Here is a 20,076-nt window from a genome sequence, read left to right on the forward strand (position 1 = left end):
ATGAAGTTAGCGACAACGAAGCGGACAATCCGCCCCAACAACCTCATGATCAACGGGTGAGGCGGGAGGCGGGGGGTCAGTGGCGGGCGCGCTTGATCTCGTGGAAGGCGGGCATCCGGATCAGGGGAAGCAGGCAATCCCAGATCGTCAGGGCGTCGTCGGTGCCGGGGACCTCGGTCAGGATGGGGCCGTGGATGCCGCGTTCGGCGCCGGGCAGCATCAGCACGGGTGAGCCGACGTCCGGGCCGGCGGAGGCGTACGCCAGCGCGTGCGACTCGCGTACCGCGTCGTCCCAGCGGTCGTCGTCGAGGGCCGGCGCGGCCTCCTGAAGGTCCGCCGCCTCGACGGCCGCGTCCACGATCTTCGGCGACAGCGGGTTGCCGGCGTCGTGGCTGCGCGCGCCGACCTCGGCGTAGAACCGGGCGACGTCGTCGTGGCGGCCGTCGGCGCGCAGCGCCTCCACCAGCCGCAGCGCCCGGCTGGAGGCGGACATCGCCTCGGCGAACTGCGGCGCGACGTTCCCCTCGTTGAGGATGGCCAGACTGAACGCCCGCCACTCGAGGTGCAGACCGCGGGCGTCGGCGACGGCGACGAGCCACCGGGACGTGCGCCAGGTCCACGGGCAGGCGGGGTCGAAGAAGAAGGTGGCGTCCATCGACCGAGCCTACGGGCGGCCCGGCGGACCCGCACCACACCCGGCCCCTGTCGGGGTCGTCTCACCAGCGTCAGGTTTCGCGACTTCGCAGGTCGGGCAGTGTTGGGGCCACGAAACGTCGGGGCGGCGGATCCGCAGGTCAACGCCCTGATCGTTCCGCCGTGCGCCGGGGCACGGAGCATCACCCCGGCTTTGGCCGACATGAGGGGAGGGGTGGTGAGCGACCCTGACAAGGCCCGACGCCGGGGACGGCCACGCGTACGCGCGGTGGCCGCGGCCGCGGCGCTGACGCTGGTGGCGCCGATGGCGGCGGCCTGCGGCTCCGGCGGGGACGGCGGCACGCCCACGATCAACCTGTACTACCCGCCGGAGCAGAACCTGCAGAAGGTCGTCGACGACTGCAACGCGCAGGCCCAGGGGCGCTACAAGATCGCCTACCGGGTGCTGCCGCGGCAGGCGGACGACCAGCGGGTGCAGCTGGTCCGCCGGCTGGCGGCACAGGACAGCGGCATGGACGTGCTCGGCCTCGACGTCACCTGGACCCAGGAGTTCGCCAGCGCCGACTGGATCCTGGAGTGGACCGGCCAGGACAAGGCCGAGGTGGAGCAGGGCACCCTCGCCGGCCCCCTCGAGACGGCCCGCTACCAGGACAAGCTCTACGGCGCGCCGAAGAACACCAACGTGCAACTGCTCTGGTACCGCAAGGACCTCGTCCCCGAGCCGCCGAAGACCTGGGACCAGATGATCTCCACCGCCCAGGAGCTGAAGCAGCAGGGCAAGCCGTACCAGGTGCTCACGATGGGCGCGCAGTACGAGGGCCTCGTCGTCCTCTACAACACCCTCGCCGAGAGCGCCGGGGGCAAGATCCTCAGCGACGACGGCGAGCAGGCCGTGATGGACGCCGGCACCGTCCGGGCGCTGGAGCAGCTCCAGCGGTTCGCCACGTCGGGCGTGACGTCGCCGTCGTTCAGCAACGCCACCGAGGACCCCGTCCGGCTGGAGTTCCAGTCCGGCAGCGGCGCGTTCCAGGTGAACTGGCCGTTCGTCTACCCGGCGATGCAGGAGGCCAATCCGGAGCTGGCCAAGCAGGTCGGCTGGGCGCGGATCCCGGGCATCGACGGGAACACCCCGAGCAAGGTCACCATCGGCGGGGTCAACATGGCCGTCAGCGCGTACTCGAAGCACCCCGAGGAGTCCTTCGAGGTGGCCAGGTGCATCCGCAACGAGAAGAACCAGAAGTTCTCGGCGATCAACGACGGCGTGCCGCCGACCATCGAGAAGGTCTACGACGACCCGGAGATGGCCGAGGCGTACCCGATGAAGGAGACCATCCTCGAGGAGCTCAAGGACCCGGCGGTCCGGCCGCTGACCCCGGCGTACCAGAGCATCTCCACCGTCATGTCGGCGATCCTGTCGCCGCCGTCGGCGATCAGGCCGCAGCAGACCGCCGACGAGCTGCGCGACGCCATCGCCGACGCCCTCGACTCGAAGGGGGTCCTGCCGTGAGCGTCAACGCCACGCCCGCCGGCGCCGACGCCACGGCGCAGGCCGAGCGCCCCGCCGGTCGGCACGCCGCGGTGCCGGCCCAGCGGGGCGGTCGCGGCCGGAAGGCCCCGCTGAGCGAGAACAAGAAGGCCGAGCGCCGGCTGGGCTGGCTGCTCTGCGCCCCCGCCGCGCTGGTCATGGTGCTGGTGACCGCGTACCCGATCCTCTACTCGGTCTGGCTGTCGCTCCAGCGCTTCGACCTGCGCTTCCCCGACGAGCGCGAGTTCATCGGGCTGGAGAACTACGTCACCGTGCTGACCAACGAGTTCTGGTGGACGGCGTTCGGGGTGACCGCGCTGATCACCGTGGTCACCGTCGCGGTCGAGCTGGTGCTCGGCATGGGGCTGGCGCTGATCATGCACCGCACGCTGGTCGGCCGGGGCATCGTCCGCACCGCGGCGCTGATCCCGTACGGCATCGTCACGGTGGTCGCGGCGTTCTCCTGGCGGTACGCGTGGACGCCCGGCACCGGCTACCTGGCGAACCTGTTCAGCGACGGCGCGCCGCTGACCGAGCGGGCCAGCTCCCTGGCGATCATCATGCTGGCCGAGATCTGGAAGACGACGCCGTTCATGGCGCTGCTGCTGATGGCCGGTCTGGCGCTGGTGCCGGAGGACCTGCTCAAGGCCGCCTCCACCGACGGTGCGACCGCCTGGCAGCGGTTCACCAAGGTGATGCTGCCGGTGATGAAGCCGGCGATCCTGGTCGCGCTGCTGTTCCGCGCGCTGGACGCGTTCCGGGTGTTCGACAACATCTTCGTGCTGACCGCGGGCGGCAACGAGACCTCGTCGGTGTCGATGCTCGCCTACAACAACCTGATCCGGGGCCTGAACCTCGGCATCGGGTCGACGATGTCGGTGTTGATCTTCATCGCCGTGGCGATCATCGCCTTCGTCTTCGTGAAGCTGTTCGGTACCGCTGCTCCGGGCAGCGACGACGGGGAGAGGCGTTGAAATGGCTGACACCACCACCCGGGCGAAGCTGCGCTGGGGCCTGCTGGACGCCATCGTGGTCGTCTTCGCGCTGGTGCCGGTGCTCTGGATCATGTCCTTGTCGTTCAAGACCCCGGCGACCCTGACGGACGGGAAGTTCATCCCGCGCGAGTGGACGCTGGACAACTACCGGACGATCTTCTCCACCGACCAGTTCGTCCGCGCCCTGGTCAACTCGATCGGCATCGCGTTGATCGCCACCGCGATCGCCGTGGTGCTCGGCGCCATGGCCGCGTACGCGATCTCCCGGCTGGACTTCCCCGGCAAGAAGCTGCTGGTCGGTGTCTCGCTGCTGATCGCGATGTTCCCGCAGGTGTCGCTGGTGTCGCCGCTGTTCGAGATCGAACGGCAGCTCGGCATCTTCGACACCTGGCCGGGGCTGATCCTGCCGTACATCACCTTCGCCCTGCCGCTGGCGATCTACACGCTGTCGGCGTTCTTCAAGCAGATCCCGTGGGACCTGGAGAAGGCGGCGAAGATGGACGGCGCGACGCAGGGCCAGGCGTTCCGGCGGGTCATCGCCCCGCTGGCCGCGCCGGGGCTGTTCACCACGGCGATCCTGGTCTTCATCTTCTGCTGGAACGACTTTCTCTTCGCCATCACGCTGACCTCCACCGAGCGGGCCCGCACGGTGCCGGTGGCGCTGTCGTTCTTCACCGGCGAGTCGCAGTTCGAGGACCCCACCGGGGCGATCTGCGCCGCCGCCGTGGTGATCACCATTCCGATCATCCTGTTCGTCCTCTTCTTCCAGCGCCGCATCGTCTCCGGCCTGACCTCCGGCGCAGTCAAGGGATAGGTGGTAGTCATGGCTGACATCGTGCTCGACAAGGTGAGCAAGAGGTTCCCGGACGGGACCACGGCGGTGCGGGACGTCGACCTGGAGATCGCCGACGGCGAGTTCGTGATCCTGGTCGGCCCGTCCGGCTGCGGGAAGTCCACCACCCTGAACATGATCGCGGGCCTGGAGGACATCAGCTCCGGCGAGCTGCGCATCGGCGGCGAGCGGGTCAACGACAAGGCCCCCCGGGACCGGGACATCGCGATGGTGTTCCAGTCGTACGCCCTCTACCCGAACATGACGGTGCGGGAGAACATGGCGTTCCCGCTGCGGCTGGCGAAGCTGGACAAGGAGACGATCAACCAGAAGGTGGAGGAGGCGGCGAAGGTCCTGGAGCTGTCCGCGCTGCTGGACCGCAAGCCGGCGAACCTCTCCGGCGGCCAGCGCCAGCGGGTGGCGATGGGCCGGGCGATCGTCCGGCAGCCGAAGGCGTTCCTGATGGACGAGCCCCTGTCCAACCTGGACGCGAAGCTGCGGGTGCAGATGCGCACCGTGGTGTCGCGCCTGCAGAAGCAGCTTGGCACCACCACCGTCTACGTCACCCACGACCAGACCGAGGCGATGACCCTCGGCGACCGTGTGGTGATCATGCGGGGTGGCGCGGTGCAGCAGGTCGGCCCGCCGCAGGAGCTGTACGACCATCCGCGCAACCTCTTCGTCGCCGGGTTCATCGGCTCGCCGTCGATGAACTTCCTGCACGCGGTTGTCGAGGACGGCACGCTGCGTACGGCGTTGGGCGACGTGCCGATCGGCGAGCGGATCCGGCGCGAGCTGTCCGGCGGCGACGCGCCGCGTGAGCTGATCCTCGGCATCCGGCCGGAGCACTTCGAGGACGCCGCGTTGATCGACGACGACACCCGCCGCCGGGGCATGGAGTTCGAGGCGCCGGTCGACATCGTCGAGTCGATGGGCTCCGACAAGTACGTCTACTTCAGCGTCGAGGGGGAGCGGGCCAGCGCCGCCGAGCTGGAGGAGTTGGCGGCCGACGCGGGCGCGGACTTCAGCGGCGGCGGCGCCAGCCTGGTGACCCGGCTGTCGGCCGAGTCGCCGGTGGCGGAGGGGCAGCATCGGCGGGTCTGGTTCAACCTGGAGAAGATCCACCTGTTCGACCCGTCGAACGGGCGCAACCTGACCCTGCACGAGGGACGCGCCGCCGGCGCGCTCGCCGACTGACGCGGCGACGTGCGGGGCGGGTGGGTCGCGCTGACCCGCCCGCCCCTTGCCGTTCGGCGGTCAGCGGCGTCGCCGGCTGGCCTCCGGGATCTCCGCCTCGATCCGCTCCCGCCGGATCTGGTCGTCGACGGGCTGCTGCTCGACGACCTCGTCCTTGGCGAGGTGGACCCGCTCGACGGGCACCGTGTCCTTGCCGACCACCGGCCGTTCGGCGCGCAGGGTCATCTCCTGCTCGGCCTCGCCGATGTCGGCGCGGACACCGCGGGCGTCGCCGGCGGCAATGGGCTCCCGCTCGACGTACACCTCGTCGTGCTCGACCGGCACGGTGGTGTGCACGTCCTCGGTGACGACGTACTTGCGCAGCCGCGCCGTACCGGCCGGCTGGCTCTCCGTGCCGACCCGCAGTCGCTCCTCGGACCGGATCAGGTCCTCGCCCGCCGCCGGCGCCCGCCCCCGGGCGGCGCTCGGCGCGCCCTGCGGCTGCAGGTGGTAGTGGGCGTAGAGCTGCTCGATCTGGGCCGTGTTCAGCGGCTCGTCGGTGCCGGCGTCCACCGCGGGGGCGTTCTTCACGGTGGACGTGTCGTAGTCGACCGCGAGCCCGCCGTCGGTGATCCGGGCCTTGTCCAGCGGAGCCATCGACTCCTTTCGGCCCATCGCGCCGGTCTTCACGCTGACCCAGGTCGGCTCGCCGGCGGCGTCGGTCCAGATCTGACCCACGCTGCCGATCTTCGAACCCGAGCGGTCCTTGACGTCCTGTCCGTACAGCGAACTGGCCTGCTGTGCGCTGAGCTTCATGGATCGTCTACCTCCCTCTCGTGTCGCCGGGTGGATACCCGGCCGACCGGAGCGGATTCGTCGGTGGCCCAGTGAATAGGAGCAGTAGGGTGCGGTCGGGGCCGCCGGGACTGATGGGGACGGTGTGGGCGACTCAGGCCGCCCAGTCGACGTGGAGTGCGCGGTCGAGGAAGGTCGCGTAGCGGCCGAGGGCGCGTTCCACCCCGGCCCGCTGCGCCGCGTCGAGCGGCGCCAGCGGGCGGACGCTCACGGCCACCCGGTCCCGGCCGACCGTCCGTTTCCAGGTGCCCACGACCCGGCCGCCGCGCACGACCGTGGCCTGGAAGACGCCGTTGCCGCCCGGCACGATGGCGTCCCGGTGCGCGGCGTCGAGCATCAGCGAACGGTCCTTGTAGCCCAGCAGGTATTCGTCGAAACCGGGCAGCACCAGCGGGTCGTCGTCGACCGGTGCGCGCGGCGCGTCCGGCAGGGCCGCGTCGACCAGCACCTCCTGCCCGTCGACCCGCACGCGGGCCAGGGCGTCGCCGGCCGCGGCGAGGCCCCGGCGGGCGTCGGTGAGCGTCAGGCCCGTCCAGCCGGCGAACTCCCGGTCGGTGACCGGCCCGTGGCCGCGGACGTAGCGGCGGGCGAGGATCGCCAGCGCCTCGTCCCGGTCGGGTCGGTGCGGCGCGGGTGCCCACTCGTCGAGCAGGGCGAAGGTCTGCTCGGTGCCCACGTTCGGTGCGAGGCAGGTGACGCCCCGCACGCTCGCGTACCAGAGCAGGTGGTAGCCGCGCTGCCCGGCGGTGCCGATGCCGGCCGCCTCCAGCGCCGCCAGGCACCGCGCCCGGGTGAGCCGGCCGCCGCCGGCCAGCGCGGCGCCGAGCACGTCGACCGCCCGGTCCGCGTCGGCCTGGGTCAGCCCGAGCTGCGCGCGTCGCGTCGCGGCGGCGGCCAGCGAGCGTACGCCGGTCAGCTCCAGCATCCAGCGGACGTCGCGGGGCGGCACGAGATGCACGGTGCCCCGCATCGGCCAGGTGCGCAGCGCCTCCCGGCGCTCCAGCGCGGCGTGCACGTCGGCGTGCCCGAGCGCGGGCAGCCGGACCCCGAGCGACCACATGCCGCTCGCCAGGTCCTGCGCCTGCATGGCTCCGAACCACTCCACCACGTCGGCGACCCCGCCCGGGTGGGCGGTGGGGTGCGGGCGCAGCAGCAGGCTGGTCATCCGCAGCGCGAGCGCCTCACGGCCGGTCAGGTCCACGGGGTCGGGCTCCTCGGGTCGGGGCAGGGCCACAGCTTAGGACCGGCCCCCGACATCCGACGCATGACGGCCGCCGCAGCGGGAAACCGGCCGCCGGCGGGCGCGTCACGCGCCCCGGAGGGAGCGACATGACTGCGTCCAGCGAGCCGGCCCGGGGTGCCGGCGCACCGACCCGTGCCGGCCGGGCGGGCCCGTCGGCCAAGACCAGCGCCGCCGCGGCCTTCGCGTTGGTCTTCGGGGTGGCCGCGCTGATCAGCGTGCTGACCGTGATCCTGTCCTGGATCGGCCTGCTGCTCGGCATCATCGGCGTGATCCTCGGCATCGTCGGGCTCAAGATGGCCCGCCGGCCCGGGGTGACCGGCCGGGGCGTGGCGCTCGGCGGCCTGGTGCTCAGCGCCCTGGCGGTGCTGATCGGGCTGGCCTTCGCCGCCGGGATCACCACTTTTCTCAACAACGAGAGCGCCGTGGACCGGATACAGCGGCAGGTCGACGACCTGCGCGACCGGTTGGACTGACCCGCTGGGGCATCTTCCCCTGATCATCATGCGTTCGGCATCTCGCTGGTCGGGTGGGCCGGGGATCTCGCCGGCCGTTTGACGCCGCAAGTAACGGGTAGTCGCCGGAGCTGACCCGACATGAGGAGGGAAACACCTGATGGCTGCCCAGACCAAGGTCGCGGTGATCTACTACAGCGCGACCGGCATCACGTACCAGATGGCGCAGGCGGCGTGCGAGGCCGCCGGTGAGGCCGGCGCCGAGGTGCGCCTGCGCAAGGTGCGCGAGCTGGCGCCGGACGAGGCGATCCGCTCCAACTCCGGCTGGCACGCGCACCGCATGGAGACCCAGGAGGTCCCGGAGGCCCAGTTGGACGACCTGTCCTGGGCGGACGTGGTGATCTTCGGAACGCCGACCCGGTACGGCGTGATGGCCGCCCAGCTCAAGCAGTTCATCGACACCACCGGGCCGCTGTGGTCGCAGGGCGCCCTGGCGAACAAGGTCTACTCCGCGTTCTGCACGACGGCCACCTCCCACGGCGGCCAGGAGGCGACCCTGCTGTCGCTGTTCACCGTCTTCTACCACTGGGGTGGGGTGGTGGTCACCCCCGGCTACACCGACCCGAGCCAGTTCGTCGCCGGCAACCCGTACGGCGCCTCGCACACCAGCAACAACGGCGAGACCGCGCCGGACGACATCGCCCTCGGCGCCACCGCCCTGACGACGAAGCGGGCGGTGCAGATCGGTGCCGCGCTGAAGGCCGGCCTGGCCGGCTGAGCCGGCGACGACCGGCGGTCCGGACGGGGGCTCTCGACCCGCCCGGCCCGCCGGTCGCATCCAGCCGTACCCCCGATCGGGACGACTATGCACGCTCGGCCGCCGCCGCCGACCGCTCGCCGGTCGCGGGCAGGTCCCCGGCCGGCGACCGTTCCCCGACCGTCGACAGGTGCCCGGCGGGGGACGGCAGCAGCCCGGACAGCAGGTCGGCCAGGACCGCCAGGCCGTCCGGGCTGAGCACCGACTCCGGGTGGAACTGCACCCCCGCCACGCCCCGCCCGCGCAGCGCGTGCACCGCGCCGTCCGCGCCGTCGCGCGCCACCTCGACCGGCCCGTACGGGGTGGTCAGCCCGTCGGCGTCCGCCCGGGCCGTGAACGTCGAGTAGAAGCCGACCCGGCGCCGCGTGCCGAAGAGCCGCACCTCCCGCTGGAGTCCCTGGTAGGGCGCGTCCCGGCGGTGCAGCGCCAGCCCGAGCAGGCCGCACAGCAGCTGGTGGCCCAGGCAGACCGCCAGGGTCGGCCGGCCCTCGGCGAGCAACCCGGCGAGCAGGCCGCGCATCGCGACCATCTTCGGCTCGGTCGTGCTGCCCGGGTCGCCCGGACCGGGACCGACCACCACCAGGTCGTAGCCGTCCACGGGGCCGGCGGCGTGCCACGGCCGCAGCGTCACCGCCAGGCCCAGCGCGCCCAACTGGTGGGCGAGCATCCCGGTGAACGTGTCCTCGCCGTCGACGATCAGCACCCGACGCCCGGCCAACCCGGGCAGGCCGGGCGCGTCCGGGGCGCGCTGGTCCAGCCAGAACCGGGCCAGCGGCGCGTTGCGGGCGGCCAGCGCCGCGCGGACCTCGGGGTCGTCGGCGAGGCGTACCGCCGGGCGCGCGCCGGCCGCGGGGGCCTGCGGGCCCAGGCCCAGCGCGGCGAGCACGCCGGCGGCCTTGGCGTGCGTCTCGGCCACCTCGCCCTCGGCCGTGGAGTGCCGGACCAGGGTGGCGCCGACCGGTACCCGCAGGTCGCCGGCGGGGGAGATCTCGGCGGTCCGGATCAGGATCGGCGCGTCCAGGCTCTGCCGGCCGGCGTCGTCGCGCCCGAGCAGCGCCAGTACCCCCGCGTAGTAGCGCCGCCCGGTGCGTTCGTGCCGGGCGATCACCCGGCAGGCGTTCTCCATCGGGCTGCCGGTGACGGTGGGCGCGAACATCGTCTCGCGCAGCACCTCCCGCACGTCCTTCGTGCCGCGGCCGGCGAGCAGGTACTCGGTGTGCGCCAGGTGGGACATCTCCTTGAGGTACGGCCCGACCACCTGGCCGCCGTGCTCGGCGACGGTGGCCATCATCTTCAGTTCCTCGTCCAGCACCATGTACAGCTCCTCGACCTCCTTGGGGTCGGCGAGGAAGCGCAGCAGCGCGCCCCGGTCGGCGTCCGCGCCGGTGTGCCGGAAGGTGCCGCTGATCGGGTTCATCATGACCAGCCCGTCGTCGACGCTGACGTGCCGCTCCGGGCTGGCGCCCACCAGGATGCGGGTGCCGGTGTGCACCACGAACGTCCAGTACGCCCCGCGCTCGCCGGACAGCAGCCGGCGCAACGCGGCGAGCGCGGCGACCAGCGGCGGCCCCTCGACGGTGGCGCGCAGGCAGCGGTGGATGACGAAGTTCGCGCCCTCGCCGCGCCCGATCTCCTCGGCGAGCACCCGGCCGACGGTGGCCGCGTACGCGTCGTCGCTGACGTCGAAGCCGGCGCCGGTGGTGCGCACGGGCATGTCGGGCAGCGCGGTGAGGGCCTCGCCGAGACCGATCCGTTCGTGCCGGGTGATCTCCAGGCACTCCAGCGGTACACCGTCGTCGACGCAGGCGAAGCCCCGCTCGGTGACCTGCCGGTAGGGCACCAGCGCCAGCGTGCGGGGGCCGGGCGGCCCGTCGGGCAGCGGGATGTCGGCCAGGCGTTCCGCCACGCGTACCGTGCCGGTGAACAGCTCCAGGTGGTCGGCGCCCTCGCGGCGGACGAGCGCGAACGGGCCGGGGTCGGCGCCGGCGGCGACGGCGGCCAGCAGCTCGGGCAGGTGGGTCATGGGGTCTCCTCGGGCCGGGCGGCACCCGGGCGGGGCGACCGGGAGGGCCGGGGAGAGACCGGCGGCCGCCTCGTCGGGCGGCCGCGTGGGAAGCTACGCGCGGGGGATGGCCGCCGGGTCGGCGGGCCACCAGCAGGTCAGGTGCGCGAGCATGGCACCACCCTACGCGGCGGCCCGCGGGCCGGGAAGCCGATCGGGCGTACGGCTCACCCGCTGGGACGCCGCAGCACGGCGCAGCGGGTAATTTGGCCGTCGATGAACATTCTCGCGCTCGACCTGGGCACCTCGTCGGTACGCGGGCTCGTGCTGGACGTGGACGCCCGCCCGCTGCCCGGCGCGCTGGCCCGGCGCAGGGTGAGCCTCGTCGTGCACGACGACGGGACCGGCACGCTGGACGGCCCCGGCTACCTGGCCTGCCTGGTCGAGTGCCTGGACGAGCTGGCCGCGGCGGGGCACCTGCGGGACGTGTCCCTGGTGGCGACGTCCGCGCAGTGGCACTCGGTGGTTCCCCTGGGCGCCGACGGTGCGCCCCTCGGGCCGGTGCTGACCTGGTTGGACACCCGGCCGGCGGCTCTGCCCGGCGTGCCGGGGCCGGCCGACCCGGACGATTTCCACCAGCGCACGGGCGCGTGGTGGCACCGCTGCTACTGGTCGATCCGGCTGCCCTGGCTGCGGGAGCACACCGGCGGCCCGATCGCCCGGTTCGCCGGTCTGGCCGAGTACGTGCTGGGCGAGCTGCTCGACGCCGCGCCGATGTCGATCTCCCTGGCGTCCGGCACGGGGCTGCTGGACGTGCGGACCCTGGACTGGGACGCCGAGGCCTGCGCGCTGGCCGGCAGCCGGGCCGAGGAGCTGCCCGAGCTGGCCCCGGCGCGGTGGCGGGGCCGGCTGCGGCCCGCGTACGCGAGGCGCTGGCCCCAGCTCACCGACGCGCCGTGGGCCGGGCCGGTGGGCGACGGCGCGGCGTCGAACGTCGGCACCGGCTGCGTCGCCCCGGACCGGGTCGCGGTGACCGTGGGCACCTCGGCGGCGGTCCGGCTGATGCAGCGCGGCCCGGCGGGCGAGGAGCTGCCCCCGCTGCCGGAGACGCTGTGGCGCTACCGGGTCGACCACGACCACGTGGTGACCGGCGCCGCGTACTCCTCCGGCGGCAACCTGTTCGCCTGGGCCAACCGGGAGCTGCGGCTGCCCGAGGGCGCGGAGCTGGAGGCGGCGTTGGCCCGGCTGCCGCCCGACGGCCGCCTGCCGGTGAACGTCCGCTTCGGCGGCGACCGGCCGCCCGGCCTGGTGCCGGCGGGCTCCGGCGAGCTGCGGGGGCTGAGCTTCGGCAGCACCGCCGTGGACATCCTGGCCGGGCTGATGCGGGGCCTGTGCGACCTGGTCGCCGAGGATCTCGCGGTGCTGGAGTCCACTGTCGACAAGCCGGTCGAGGTAGTGCTCGGCGGGGGAGCGGTGGCCGCCTCACGCTGGTGGCGTTCGGCGTTCGCCGCCGCGCTCGCGCCCCGGCCCGTGTGGCACGGGCGTAACCCGGAGGTCGGGGCGAGCGGTGCGGCGCTGGTCGCGCTGGGTCGCGTCGGCGACGCGACCCGGCTCGCCGACATCGGCCGGACGGACGAGCCCGCCTCACCCTCCTGAGTCGCACCTCAGCCCGGCCCGTTGACACAGCTCGCGGGCCTGATTGGATGGACTCCGTTCCCCGGGTCGCCGCGGCGGACGCGAGGGACGTAGGAGGCAGGTGTGGGCGCAGGTCCGGGCCCGGCACGGGGCGAGGTGCCGCACCACCGCCGGCGCCGGTTCGACGTCCGGGTCGTCCCGCACCGGCGCCGTTCGCCGTTCCGGTTGCGGGACTGGCGGATGCGCACCAAGCTCGCGACCGTGCTGGTCATCCCCTCGGTGGCGTTCCTGGTGCTGGCCGGCGTGCAGACCCACGCCCTGGTCGGGCAGACCACCGCGCTCGGCGACTTCGCCCGGCAGGTGGGCATCGGCCGGCAGATCACCGCCGTGATCCACCAGCTCCAGCAGGAGCGGGACCGGGCCGCCGGTGAGCTGGGCGAGCTGCGGCGCAGCGGCGCGGGTGCCGACCGGGACGCGGCCATCGTCGCGCTGAAACCGTTGCAGAGCGCCACCGACCAGGCCCTGCGCGAGCTGCGCCGCGCGGCCGAGCCGCTGGCCGACGCCGACGCGTCCTGGCGGGTCGCCTATTCCGAGGCGTTGGAGGCGTACCAGCAGGTCGTCTACATCCGGGCCGCGATCCCCCCGGCGGTGCTGGGCAGCGACACCATCCTCAGCAACTACCACCGCGCCGTCGACGCGCTGCTCAGCCTCCTCGCCGAGCCGTCTCCCGGCGAGGACCAGCCCGCCCTCAGCGACGCGGTGCTGCGCTACGTCCAGCTCGCCCGCGTCAAGGAGCTGTCCTCCCGGGTCCGCGCCCAGCTCTACGAGGCCGCCCGGTCCGGCCGGTACGGCGTGGAGGACCAGGTGGTCCTGACCGACCTGCGGGCCCAGCAGCTCACCGCGCTGGGCGCGTTCCGGGTGGCCGCGACGGCCGCGCAGATCGGCCGCTACGACGAGACCTCCGTGGACCCGGCGTTCCTGGCCGCCACCCGGCTGGAGGAGCAGAGCCTGCCGACGGGCGGCGCCCAGCCGGCCGTGCTGCCCGCTCCACAGTGGTGGGCGGCCAGCGAGCAGCGCCAGGAGCTGCTGCGCCGGGTCGAGGCGTCGGTGCTCGACGACGCCGTACGACAGGCCGACGAGGTGAGCGCCGCGCAGCTGCGCACGACGCTGCTGGTCGTCGGCGTGGTCGTCGCGGTGCTGCTGGTGGCCCTGCTCATCTCCGTCCTGGTCGGCCGGTCCATCGCCCGGTCCATGCGGCTGCTGCGCGGTCAGGCCCTGCGGATCGCCCAGCTCGAGCTGCCGGAGGCCCTGGACCGGCTGCGTACCGTGACCGGTGGCGTCCCCACGATCGAGGTCCCGCCGGCGGTGGTCCGCTCGCTCGACGAGATCGGCGAGCTGGCCGAGGCGTTCGTCGCGGTGCACCGCAGCGCGGTCAGCGTCGCCGTGGAGCAGGCCACCATGCGGCGCAACGTCAACGCGATGTTCGTCAACCTTGCCCGGCGCAGCCAGGTGCTGGTCGAGCGCCAGCTGGAGTTGCTGGACGACCTGGAACGCGAGGAGAGCGATCCGGACCAGCTGGAGAACCTGTTCAAGCTCGACCACCTGGCCGCCCGCATGCGGCGCAACGACGACAGCCTGCTGGTGCTGGCCGGGACCGAGTCGACGCGCCGGTGGAACCGGCCGGTGGGGCTCGGCGCGGTGCTGCTGGCGGCCAGCGCCGAGATCGAGCAGTACCAGCGGGTGCGCCACGAGGGGGTCGCCGATCTGCACGTCGTCGGCCACGCCGTCGGTGAGCTGGTCCACGTCCTCGCCGAGCTGCTGGAGAACGCCACCTCGTTCTCCCGCCCCGACACGGTCGTCGCCGTCACCGCCCGGGCCGAGGGCGCCGGCGCGGTCGTCGAGATCGCCGACGAGGGCCTCGGCATGAGCCCGGCCGCCCTGGCCGAGGCCAACGCCGTCCTCGCCACGCCGCCGGCGGCCGACGTCGCGACCGTCGAGCGGATGGGCCTGTTCGTGGTCAGCCACCTCGCCGCGCGGCTCGGCGTCGAGGTGCGGCTGCACGGCGGCGCGAACGCCGGCCTCGTCGCCCGGATCAGGCTGCCCGGTGACCTGCTGGCCCCGGCGCCGGCGACGGAGCCGGGCGCGTCCGCCCCGGCGCGGATGCTGACCTCCGCGGTCGCCTGGGCCGGCGCGCCGTCGCCCGACGAGATGCCGGTGGCCGGCCGGCGCCCGGAGGCCGCCGTGCCCCACCAGACCCGGCCGGTGGCGGCCGAGGAGGTGCCCGCGCCGGCGGCCGGGCCGCCCACGGGCGGGGGCTGGTGGTCCCGCCAGGGCCCGGCGCCGGCCCCGGTGCGGGAGACCTCGCCCACCCCGCCCGTCGTCCCGGTGACCGGCGGGACCAACGCCCGCGGGCTGCCCGTACGGGTGCCGATGGCCCAGCTCTCCGCCGTCACGCAGCCGGCGCGGCCGCAACAGCCGGTGGCACGCCACGACCCGGACCCGGAGGCGGTCGGCGGCATGCTGTCCCGGCTCTACAGCGGCGTCCGGCGGGCCGAAGCCGAGGACACCACCGAGATATTCATGCCGCCCGGCGGCGTGCGCCCCGAAGGAGGAGATCGATGACGACGTTGAGCCAGGAGGCCCGCGACCTGAGCTGGCTGGTCAGCGGATTCACACAGCGGGTGCCGGGAGTGGCGCACGCCATCGTGGTCTCCTCCGACGGCCTGCTGGTCGCGATCTCCGACCACCTGCCCCGGGACAACGCCGACAAGCTCGCCGCGGTGACGTCGGGGCTGATGAGCATCACCGCGGGCGCCGCCCAGATGTTCGACGGCGACGTGGTCAAGCAGACGGTCGTCGAGATGGGGCGCGGCTACTTCCTGGTCATGCAGGTGCGTGACGGGTCGATCCTGGCCACGTTGGCCGGCGCGGACGCCGACATCGGCGTGGTCGGCTACGAGATGGCGCGGCTGGCCAAGCAGGCGGGGGAGATGCTCACCCCGGCGCTGCGGGCGGAACTGCAGCAGGCCCTGCCTCGCTGACGACGGCGGACGGCGTGACGCGGGTGACCTCGGCCCTCGCGTCACGTCGAGGTCGGGCCGTGCGGCGTCGATGTGACCGAGCGCGCCGGTCAGGGTCGTGACGCAGCGGGTTGCCCCCGTTCCAGCATCGTCACGTCGTGCGCGACCAGCATGCTGTCGCCGGCCACCGAGCGCCACTTCCGCCCCGCCGCGGTGTGCGGTCAGTGGCCCGAGTACGCAGAGCTGCACGTCGGCCGTCCCCACCCACCACCTTCACCGGGTCGCCGTGGTCAGGCGGTCGGGTCACCGAGAGCGACGCAGACGTTGTCCTGTCGGCCGATCCCCAGCGTCAGCCGACGGGTGCCGGCCGGATCGATCGAGATGACATGCAGCCCGTCGAGGATGTAGTAGCCACGTGGGTAGCGGTCCCCCAACCGGAAGCCGAACCCCGCCGGCCCGACGATGGTGTAGCGCAGCCACCCGCCGTCCGGGCGGTATTCGAGCAGTCCGGAGCCGCCCGCGTCCCGGCGTACGGTTTTCCCGGTGTCGGTGTTGACGAAGTCCACGGTCAGCGGGCCGGCGTACTCCTCACGTCGGACGGCCCCGGTGGCATACCGGGCGAGCACCCGGACCCGTACGTCCTGGGAGACGACGCGGACGTGGAGCGGGAACGAGCAGTAGCGGCCGGCCGGCCCGGTCCATTCCTCCTGGATCGACGGACGCCAGGGCTCGGGGCGGTTGCCGGCCCAGCCTCGCCAACCGGACACGGTCGCCTGGGATCCGATGTCCCGAGCGGCCACCGGGCCGGTGGGAGCGGTCACGAGGGCCGTGGACACCATCAGCATTCCGAGCAGAGACCGACTGACGATCTTTCCCAGGCGCATGTTCATCACCTAACCAGTAAATGTCAGCTAACCGGTGTTGCTGACAGTACTGGTTAACTGCGCCGAGTCAAGGCACACTGTCGACATGCACTGGGTGAACGTCGAGGGCTATCCGATGCCCGCCCCGGTCGGCGGGCATCCCGCCCTGGAGCTCTGCAACACCTGGGCCGGCTGGGCGGCACCACCCAGCCCGGAACGGGAGTGGCTTCGCGACTACGACCGTCTGGCGGTGTGGACCGGGCACGTCCAGCTACTCACCCCGACCACCGTCGGTCGACTCCGGGAACACGGTCGCCGCCACCCGGCCGCCGCACACGACGTACTGGTGGCGACCCGGCTGCTGCGCACCGCGCTGCACGACGTCCTGCTCGACCCGGGCGACACCGCGGCCTTCCGGCACGTCGCCGAGCAGGCACAGCGGGCCGCCGCCGTGGCAGTGTTGGAATCGGACCAGGACGGGCTCGCCCACTGGACGCTGCCCGACGACGTCGGTCTGCTGCTGCCGCTGCTGGCCGGTGCCCGGGCCGCCGCCGACCTGCTCAGCACCCCGGCCCGCACCGAGGTACGCGCCTGCCCGGCCGTCGACTGTGGATGGCTCTTCCTCGACCGGCGGGGCCGGCGTCGCTGGTGCAGCATGGCCAGTTGCGGCAACCGGGCCAAGGTACGGGCCTATGCCGCCCGCCAGCAGCCGGACTGACCAACCGTCACTCCACCTGAAGGGGCGGGGCGGTGGGCCGGCCTCCGGCCGACGCGGCGGAACGGACCGACCCACCCCACCACCCGGATACGCAACGGGCGCGAAAAAGCCCGCAAAAACAGGCCGTCACGGGATCACGCACGGGACCGCGACGGAGTAACGTACGTCACCGGAGAGGCCGCTCCCCCCGTGGCGGCCTCTCCCTCATCTTTCCGCTGCGACCGCGACGGCCGGCACGACCGGATGCCGCAGCCCCGGGTGACCCGCCGGCAGTGACCGGCGCACCACCACCCAGCTCACCGCCAGCGCGGTCGCCACCAGCGGCCAGGTCAGCGCCACCCGGGCGACCGTCAGCGCGACCACCTGGCCGCCGAGCCACAGCGGCAGGAACACGAGCACCCGCAGCACGTAGGTCGCCGCCCACACCCAACTGCCCCGGCCGTACGCGCGCAGCAGCGCCGGATCGCGCCGCCACCGGCTGCGCTGCCCGAGCGCGACGCCCACCACCACCCCGAGCAGCGGCCAGCGCACCGCGATGCTGACGACCCAGGCCAGCGCGCTCGCCGCGTTGGAGAGCAGTTGGACGAGGAAGAAGTCCTCGGCGCGCCCGGTGCGCAACGCGACCAGCGCGGCCACGCAGACCGCCAACAGCCCGACCAGCACCGAGCGCGGTCGGTCGCCCCGCCGTAACCGCCAGCCGGCCAGCGCCGCGCCCGTGACGACCGCCGCGCCGACCCCGGCCCACAGCGAGTGGCCGCCGACCAGCCAACCGACCGCGAACGCCACCGGCGGCAGGGTGGCGTCGACCGCGCCCCGACGCCCGCCGAGCAGGTCGGCGAGGCTCTCCGGCCGGTCCGCCGGGGACGACCCGCGCTCCGGTGTGCTGACCACCCGCCACCTCCTCACGTCCGCCCCCCAAACCTATCCGGCGCCGGTGGGCAGGCCAGCGGGTGGCCGGGGCGGGCTGGCCGCTACGGTGTGCGGGTGCGAGCGACGCCGAGGGGTTGGACCGCAGTCTGGTTGGTCGTCCTGGCGATCGTTCAGGCAGCCGCCTTCCTGGCCGTGTGGCGGGTCGCCCTGCACATCGAGGCGGGCCAGTGGGTCGACACCGTCGCTCTGACCGGCAACCGGATAGGTCAGGACCGCATCGACGGCCCGGTGGACCGGATCCTCAACGCCATGTCGGTCGTGTCGCTCCTGGCGGCGACCGCGGTGATCGGCTTCATCGCGCTGATCCGGGGTCGCATCGCGCTCGCCGTCACGGCCACCCTGCTGATCGCCGGCGCGAACGGCACCACCCAGCTGCTCAAGTACGCACTGGCCCGGCCGGACTTCGGCATCGACCCGGAGCGGATCTACGCCGGCAACAGCCTGCCCAGCGGGCACGCCACCGTCGCCGCGTCGGTCGCGGTGGCCCTGGTGCTCGTGCTGCCGCAAAAGGTGCGGGCGCTCGGGGCCTTCCTCGGGGCCGGCTACGCCGCGGTCGCCGGAGTCGCCACCCTCTCCGCCGGCTGGCACCGGCCCAGCGACGCGGTGGCGGCGTTCCTGGTGGTCGGGGTGTGGGCGGCGCTGGCCGGGCTGCTGCTGCTGGTCACACAACGCGAACAGGCGCAGGTGGAGTCGGCCGACGCGCACCGGGTCGCCGCCACGGTGCTCGGCATCGGCGGCGCGCTGGCGGCGGTCGCCTGCGGTCTCGCCCTGGCCTGGCTGCTCGACCTGCGCGCCACCCCGCCCGACGAGCTGGCCCGCCGGCCGCTGTTCGTCGGGTACGCCGGCAGCGCCGCCGGCATCGCCGGAACGATGGGCGTGGTGATGGCGCTGGTGCTCGCCGCCGTCCACCGCCTGGTGCCCCGCGTCAAGGGCTGAGCCGGGCCCCGCCGCCTCCCGGCAGGGCTGACAGCGGCCCCGCTGCCTCCCGGCACCGGGTCGCCCCGGCTCGCCGCCTCTGGGCGGGCGTGGCGCCCGCGTCAGCGGGAGTAGGTGCCCACCATCGTCCCGCTCGCGATGTCCCGCTGTACGAGCGTGCGGTGCACGTCGTCGGCGTGCGGCGTGTCGGGCAGCTCCAGCGGCCGGTCCAGCGCGTAGAGCCGGAAGAAGTACCGGTGGGGATCGTCGCCCTGCGGCGGGTGCGGCCCGCCCCACCCGGTCGTGCCGAAGTCGTTGGGCCACTCCCGGCCGCCCAGAGGCACCCCACCCTCGGGCACCCCGGCCGCGGTGGGGGCGATGCCCGTCACCAGCCAGTGCAGGAACGGGGTCTTCCCGGCGTCCGGGTCCTCGACGAAGAGGACCAGCTCGGTCGCGGACTCCGGCACCTGCGACCACTCCAGCGGCGGTGAGACGTTGCCTCCCTCGCGGGAGAAGCGGGTCGGCAACATGTCGTGGTCGTTGAACGCGGTGCTGCGCAGCATGATCCCGGCCATCGGTGGCGCTCCTCTCCTCGGCCCGGCCGCGCGTACCCGCCCGGCGACCGCCGAAACGGCCTCGCCGCCGCCGATCGGCGGTGTGAGAGGGTCGGGGCGGCAGCCACGGACGGGGGAGGACCGGTGGAGCGGGTACGGGCGGCGTTCCGGGACGAGTGCGCACGGCTCGGCGAGGTGCTGCGCGGTGTCGACGAGGCGGATCTCGACCGCCCCACCGACTGCCGCCCCTGGACCGTGCGGGAGTTGCTGGCCCACGTGCGCACCGGCGCCGGGCGGCTGGTCGACATGCTCGCCGCGCCGGCCCCGCCCCGCGCCGAGGTCGACGCCGCCGCGTACTACGGCGCCGCCAAGTTCACCCCGCCGGTGGACGCCGCCCGCATCGACAGCGGCCGGCGGGAGGCCCGGGAACTCGACGGTCCCGCCCTGGTGGCCGACTTCGACCGGGCCTGGCGGGACGCCCTGGCCGCCGTCGACGCCCAGCCGCCCGGCCGGGTGGTGCGCACCCGCCACGGCGACGCGATGGCGCTGACCGAGTTCCTGCGTACCCGCGTCGTGGAGGTCGGGGTGCACGGCCTGGACCTGGCGGCGACGCTGGACCGGCAGCCGTGGCTGACACCCACCGCGGCGGAGGTCGTCGCCGGCCTGCTCACCGGCGGGCGACCCGTTCCGGCGGAGCTGGGCTGGGACCGGCTCACGCTGATCCGCAAGGCCACGGGCCGGGCGGACCTCACCGCCCGGGAGCGGGCCGTCCTGGGCGCCACCGGCTTCCGCTGGCTCTCCTTCGGCGGCTGACCCGTCTCCTCCCGCCGACCACGCGAGCCGTCGTCGCGTCCCGGCGACCGGCGAGGCCGGGCCGGGCTGGTCGCCGT

General features: G+C 73.7%; 19 protein-coding genes. 12 read left to right on the forward strand and 7 right to left on the reverse strand.

The annotated features are described in order from the left end of the window. Positions 1–76: 76 nt before the first annotated feature. The gene (locus AB0L34_RS12100; protein ID WP_363704230.1) at positions 77–655 is read right to left on the reverse strand and encodes a DsbA family protein; all 579 of its coding nucleotides are present in this window, start codon (positions 653–655) and stop codon (positions 77–79) included. Between the two features lie 213 nt (positions 656–868). Here AB0L34_RS12100 and AB0L34_RS12105 point away from each other — a divergent pair, with 213 nt between their 5' ends. From AB0L34_RS12105 to ugpC, 4 genes are read left to right on the forward strand one after another with little or no spacing between them, the layout of a single operon-like run. Then, complete coding sequence (locus tag AB0L34_RS12105; protein WP_363704232.1) at positions 869–2,161, forward strand: ABC transporter substrate-binding protein; 1,293 nt, start codon at positions 869–871, stop codon at positions 2,159–2,161. After that, positions 2,158–3,153: a sugar ABC transporter permease gene (locus AB0L34_RS12110; RefSeq protein WP_363704234.1), complete on the forward strand. Its 996-nt coding sequence runs from the start codon at positions 2,158–2,160 to the stop codon at positions 3,151–3,153. The genes AB0L34_RS12105 and AB0L34_RS12110 overlap by 4 nt, the downstream gene beginning before the upstream one ends. 1 nt (position 3,154) lies before the next feature. Beyond that, entirely contained in the window at positions 3,155–3,988 is an 834-nt protein-coding gene (locus AB0L34_RS12115; RefSeq protein ID WP_363704236.1) for a carbohydrate ABC transporter permease, read from the forward strand. A gap of 9 nt (positions 3,989–3,997) precedes the next feature. After that, entirely contained in the window at positions 3,998–5,203 is a 1,206-nt protein-coding gene (gene ugpC, locus AB0L34_RS12120) for a sn-glycerol-3-phosphate ABC transporter ATP-binding protein UgpC (protein ID WP_363704238.1), read from the forward strand. Positions 5,204–5,263: 60 nt separating this feature from the next. Here ugpC and AB0L34_RS12125 read toward each other — a convergent pair whose 3' ends face one another. Beyond that, positions 5,264–5,998 carry a YsnF/AvaK domain-containing protein gene (locus AB0L34_RS12125; RefSeq protein ID WP_363704240.1) on the reverse strand — a complete coding sequence of 245 codons (735 nt, stop codon included), beginning with the start codon at positions 5,996–5,998 and terminating at the stop codon, positions 5,264–5,266. Positions 5,999–6,131: 133 nt separating this feature from the next. Continuing rightward, entirely contained in the window at positions 6,132–7,202 is a 1,071-nt protein-coding gene (locus AB0L34_RS12130) for a winged helix DNA-binding domain-containing protein (RefSeq protein WP_363704290.1), read from the reverse strand. A 164-nt stretch (positions 7,203–7,366) separates the two neighbouring features. Between AB0L34_RS12130 and AB0L34_RS12135 the strand changes: the two genes are divergently transcribed. Continuing rightward, positions 7,367–7,753 carry a DUF4190 domain-containing protein gene (locus AB0L34_RS12135; RefSeq protein WP_357458885.1) on the forward strand — a complete coding sequence of 129 codons (387 nt, stop codon included), beginning with the start codon at positions 7,367–7,369 and terminating at the stop codon, positions 7,751–7,753. 139 nt (positions 7,754–7,892) lie between these two features. Beyond that, complete coding sequence (gene wrbA, locus AB0L34_RS12140) at positions 7,893–8,510, forward strand: NAD(P)H:quinone oxidoreductase (RefSeq protein ID WP_363704242.1); 618 nt, start codon at positions 7,893–7,895, stop codon at positions 8,508–8,510. An 85-nt stretch (positions 8,511–8,595) separates the two neighbouring features. Here wrbA and AB0L34_RS12145 read toward each other — a convergent pair whose 3' ends face one another. Further along, entirely contained in the window at positions 8,596–10,572 is a 1,977-nt protein-coding gene (locus AB0L34_RS12145; protein ID WP_363704244.1) for a chorismate-binding protein, read from the reverse strand. A 255-nt stretch (positions 10,573–10,827) separates the two neighbouring features. Here AB0L34_RS12145 and AB0L34_RS12150 point away from each other — a divergent pair, with 255 nt between their 5' ends. The 3 genes from AB0L34_RS12150 (at position 10,828) to AB0L34_RS12160 (ending at position 15,227) form a co-directional block, all read left to right on the forward strand. Further along, positions 10,828–12,207, forward strand: coding sequence for an FGGY family carbohydrate kinase (locus AB0L34_RS12150; RefSeq protein ID WP_363704246.1), 1,380 nt, complete (start codon positions 10,828–10,830; stop codon positions 12,205–12,207). Positions 12,208–12,309: 102 nt separating this feature from the next. Next, on the forward strand, positions 12,310–14,808 hold the full coding sequence (locus tag AB0L34_RS12155) for a nitrate- and nitrite sensing domain-containing protein (RefSeq protein ID WP_363704248.1): 2,499 nt from the start codon (positions 12,310–12,312) through the stop codon (positions 14,806–14,808). Positions 14,809–14,813: 5 nt separating this feature from the next. Beyond that, positions 14,814–15,227 carry a roadblock/LC7 domain-containing protein gene (locus tag AB0L34_RS12160; RefSeq protein WP_350711208.1) on the forward strand — a complete coding sequence of 138 codons (414 nt, stop codon included), beginning with the start codon at positions 14,814–14,816 and terminating at the stop codon, positions 15,225–15,227. A 269-nt stretch (positions 15,228–15,496) separates the two neighbouring features. Here AB0L34_RS12160 and AB0L34_RS12165 read toward each other — a convergent pair whose 3' ends face one another. Then, on the reverse strand, positions 15,497–16,090 hold the full coding sequence (locus AB0L34_RS12165) for a hypothetical protein (protein WP_363704250.1): 594 nt from the start codon (positions 16,088–16,090) through the stop codon (positions 15,497–15,499). 85 nt (positions 16,091–16,175) lie between these two features. Between AB0L34_RS12165 and AB0L34_RS12170 the strand changes: the two genes are divergently transcribed. Continuing rightward, entirely contained in the window at positions 16,176–16,787 is a 612-nt protein-coding gene (locus AB0L34_RS12170; protein ID WP_363704252.1) for a CGNR zinc finger domain-containing protein, read from the forward strand. Between the two features lie 204 nt (positions 16,788–16,991). Here the strand turns inward: AB0L34_RS12170 and AB0L34_RS12175 are convergent, their stop codons facing one another. Beyond that, positions 16,992–17,678: a DUF3159 domain-containing protein gene (locus AB0L34_RS12175; protein ID WP_363704254.1), complete on the reverse strand. Its 687-nt coding sequence runs from the start codon at positions 17,676–17,678 to the stop codon at positions 16,992–16,994. 87 nt (positions 17,679–17,765) lie between these two features. On the opposite strand from AB0L34_RS12175, the gene AB0L34_RS12180 reads away from it, so the two are divergent. After that, on the forward strand, positions 17,766–18,653 hold the full coding sequence (locus AB0L34_RS12180; RefSeq protein ID WP_363704256.1) for a phosphatase PAP2 family protein: 888 nt from the start codon (positions 17,766–17,768) through the stop codon (positions 18,651–18,653). Positions 18,654–18,754: 101 nt separating this feature from the next. Here AB0L34_RS12180 and AB0L34_RS12185 read toward each other — a convergent pair whose 3' ends face one another. Next, positions 18,755–19,207, reverse strand: a complete 453-nt coding sequence (locus tag AB0L34_RS12185; RefSeq protein WP_363704258.1) for a YbhB/YbcL family Raf kinase inhibitor-like protein — start codon at positions 19,205–19,207, stop codon at positions 18,755–18,757. Between the two features lie 123 nt (positions 19,208–19,330). Between AB0L34_RS12185 and AB0L34_RS12190 the strand changes: the two genes are divergently transcribed. Beyond that, the gene (locus AB0L34_RS12190) at positions 19,331–19,999 is read left to right on the forward strand and encodes a maleylpyruvate isomerase N-terminal domain-containing protein (protein WP_363704260.1); all 669 of its coding nucleotides are present in this window, start codon (positions 19,331–19,333) and stop codon (positions 19,997–19,999) included. Positions 20,000–20,076 lie beyond the last annotated feature (77 nt).

Source organism: Micromonospora sp. NPDC052213 (assembly GCF_040679695.1).
In the GTDB taxonomy this organism is placed as follows: Bacteria; Actinomycetota; Actinomycetes; order Mycobacteriales; family Micromonosporaceae; genus Micromonospora.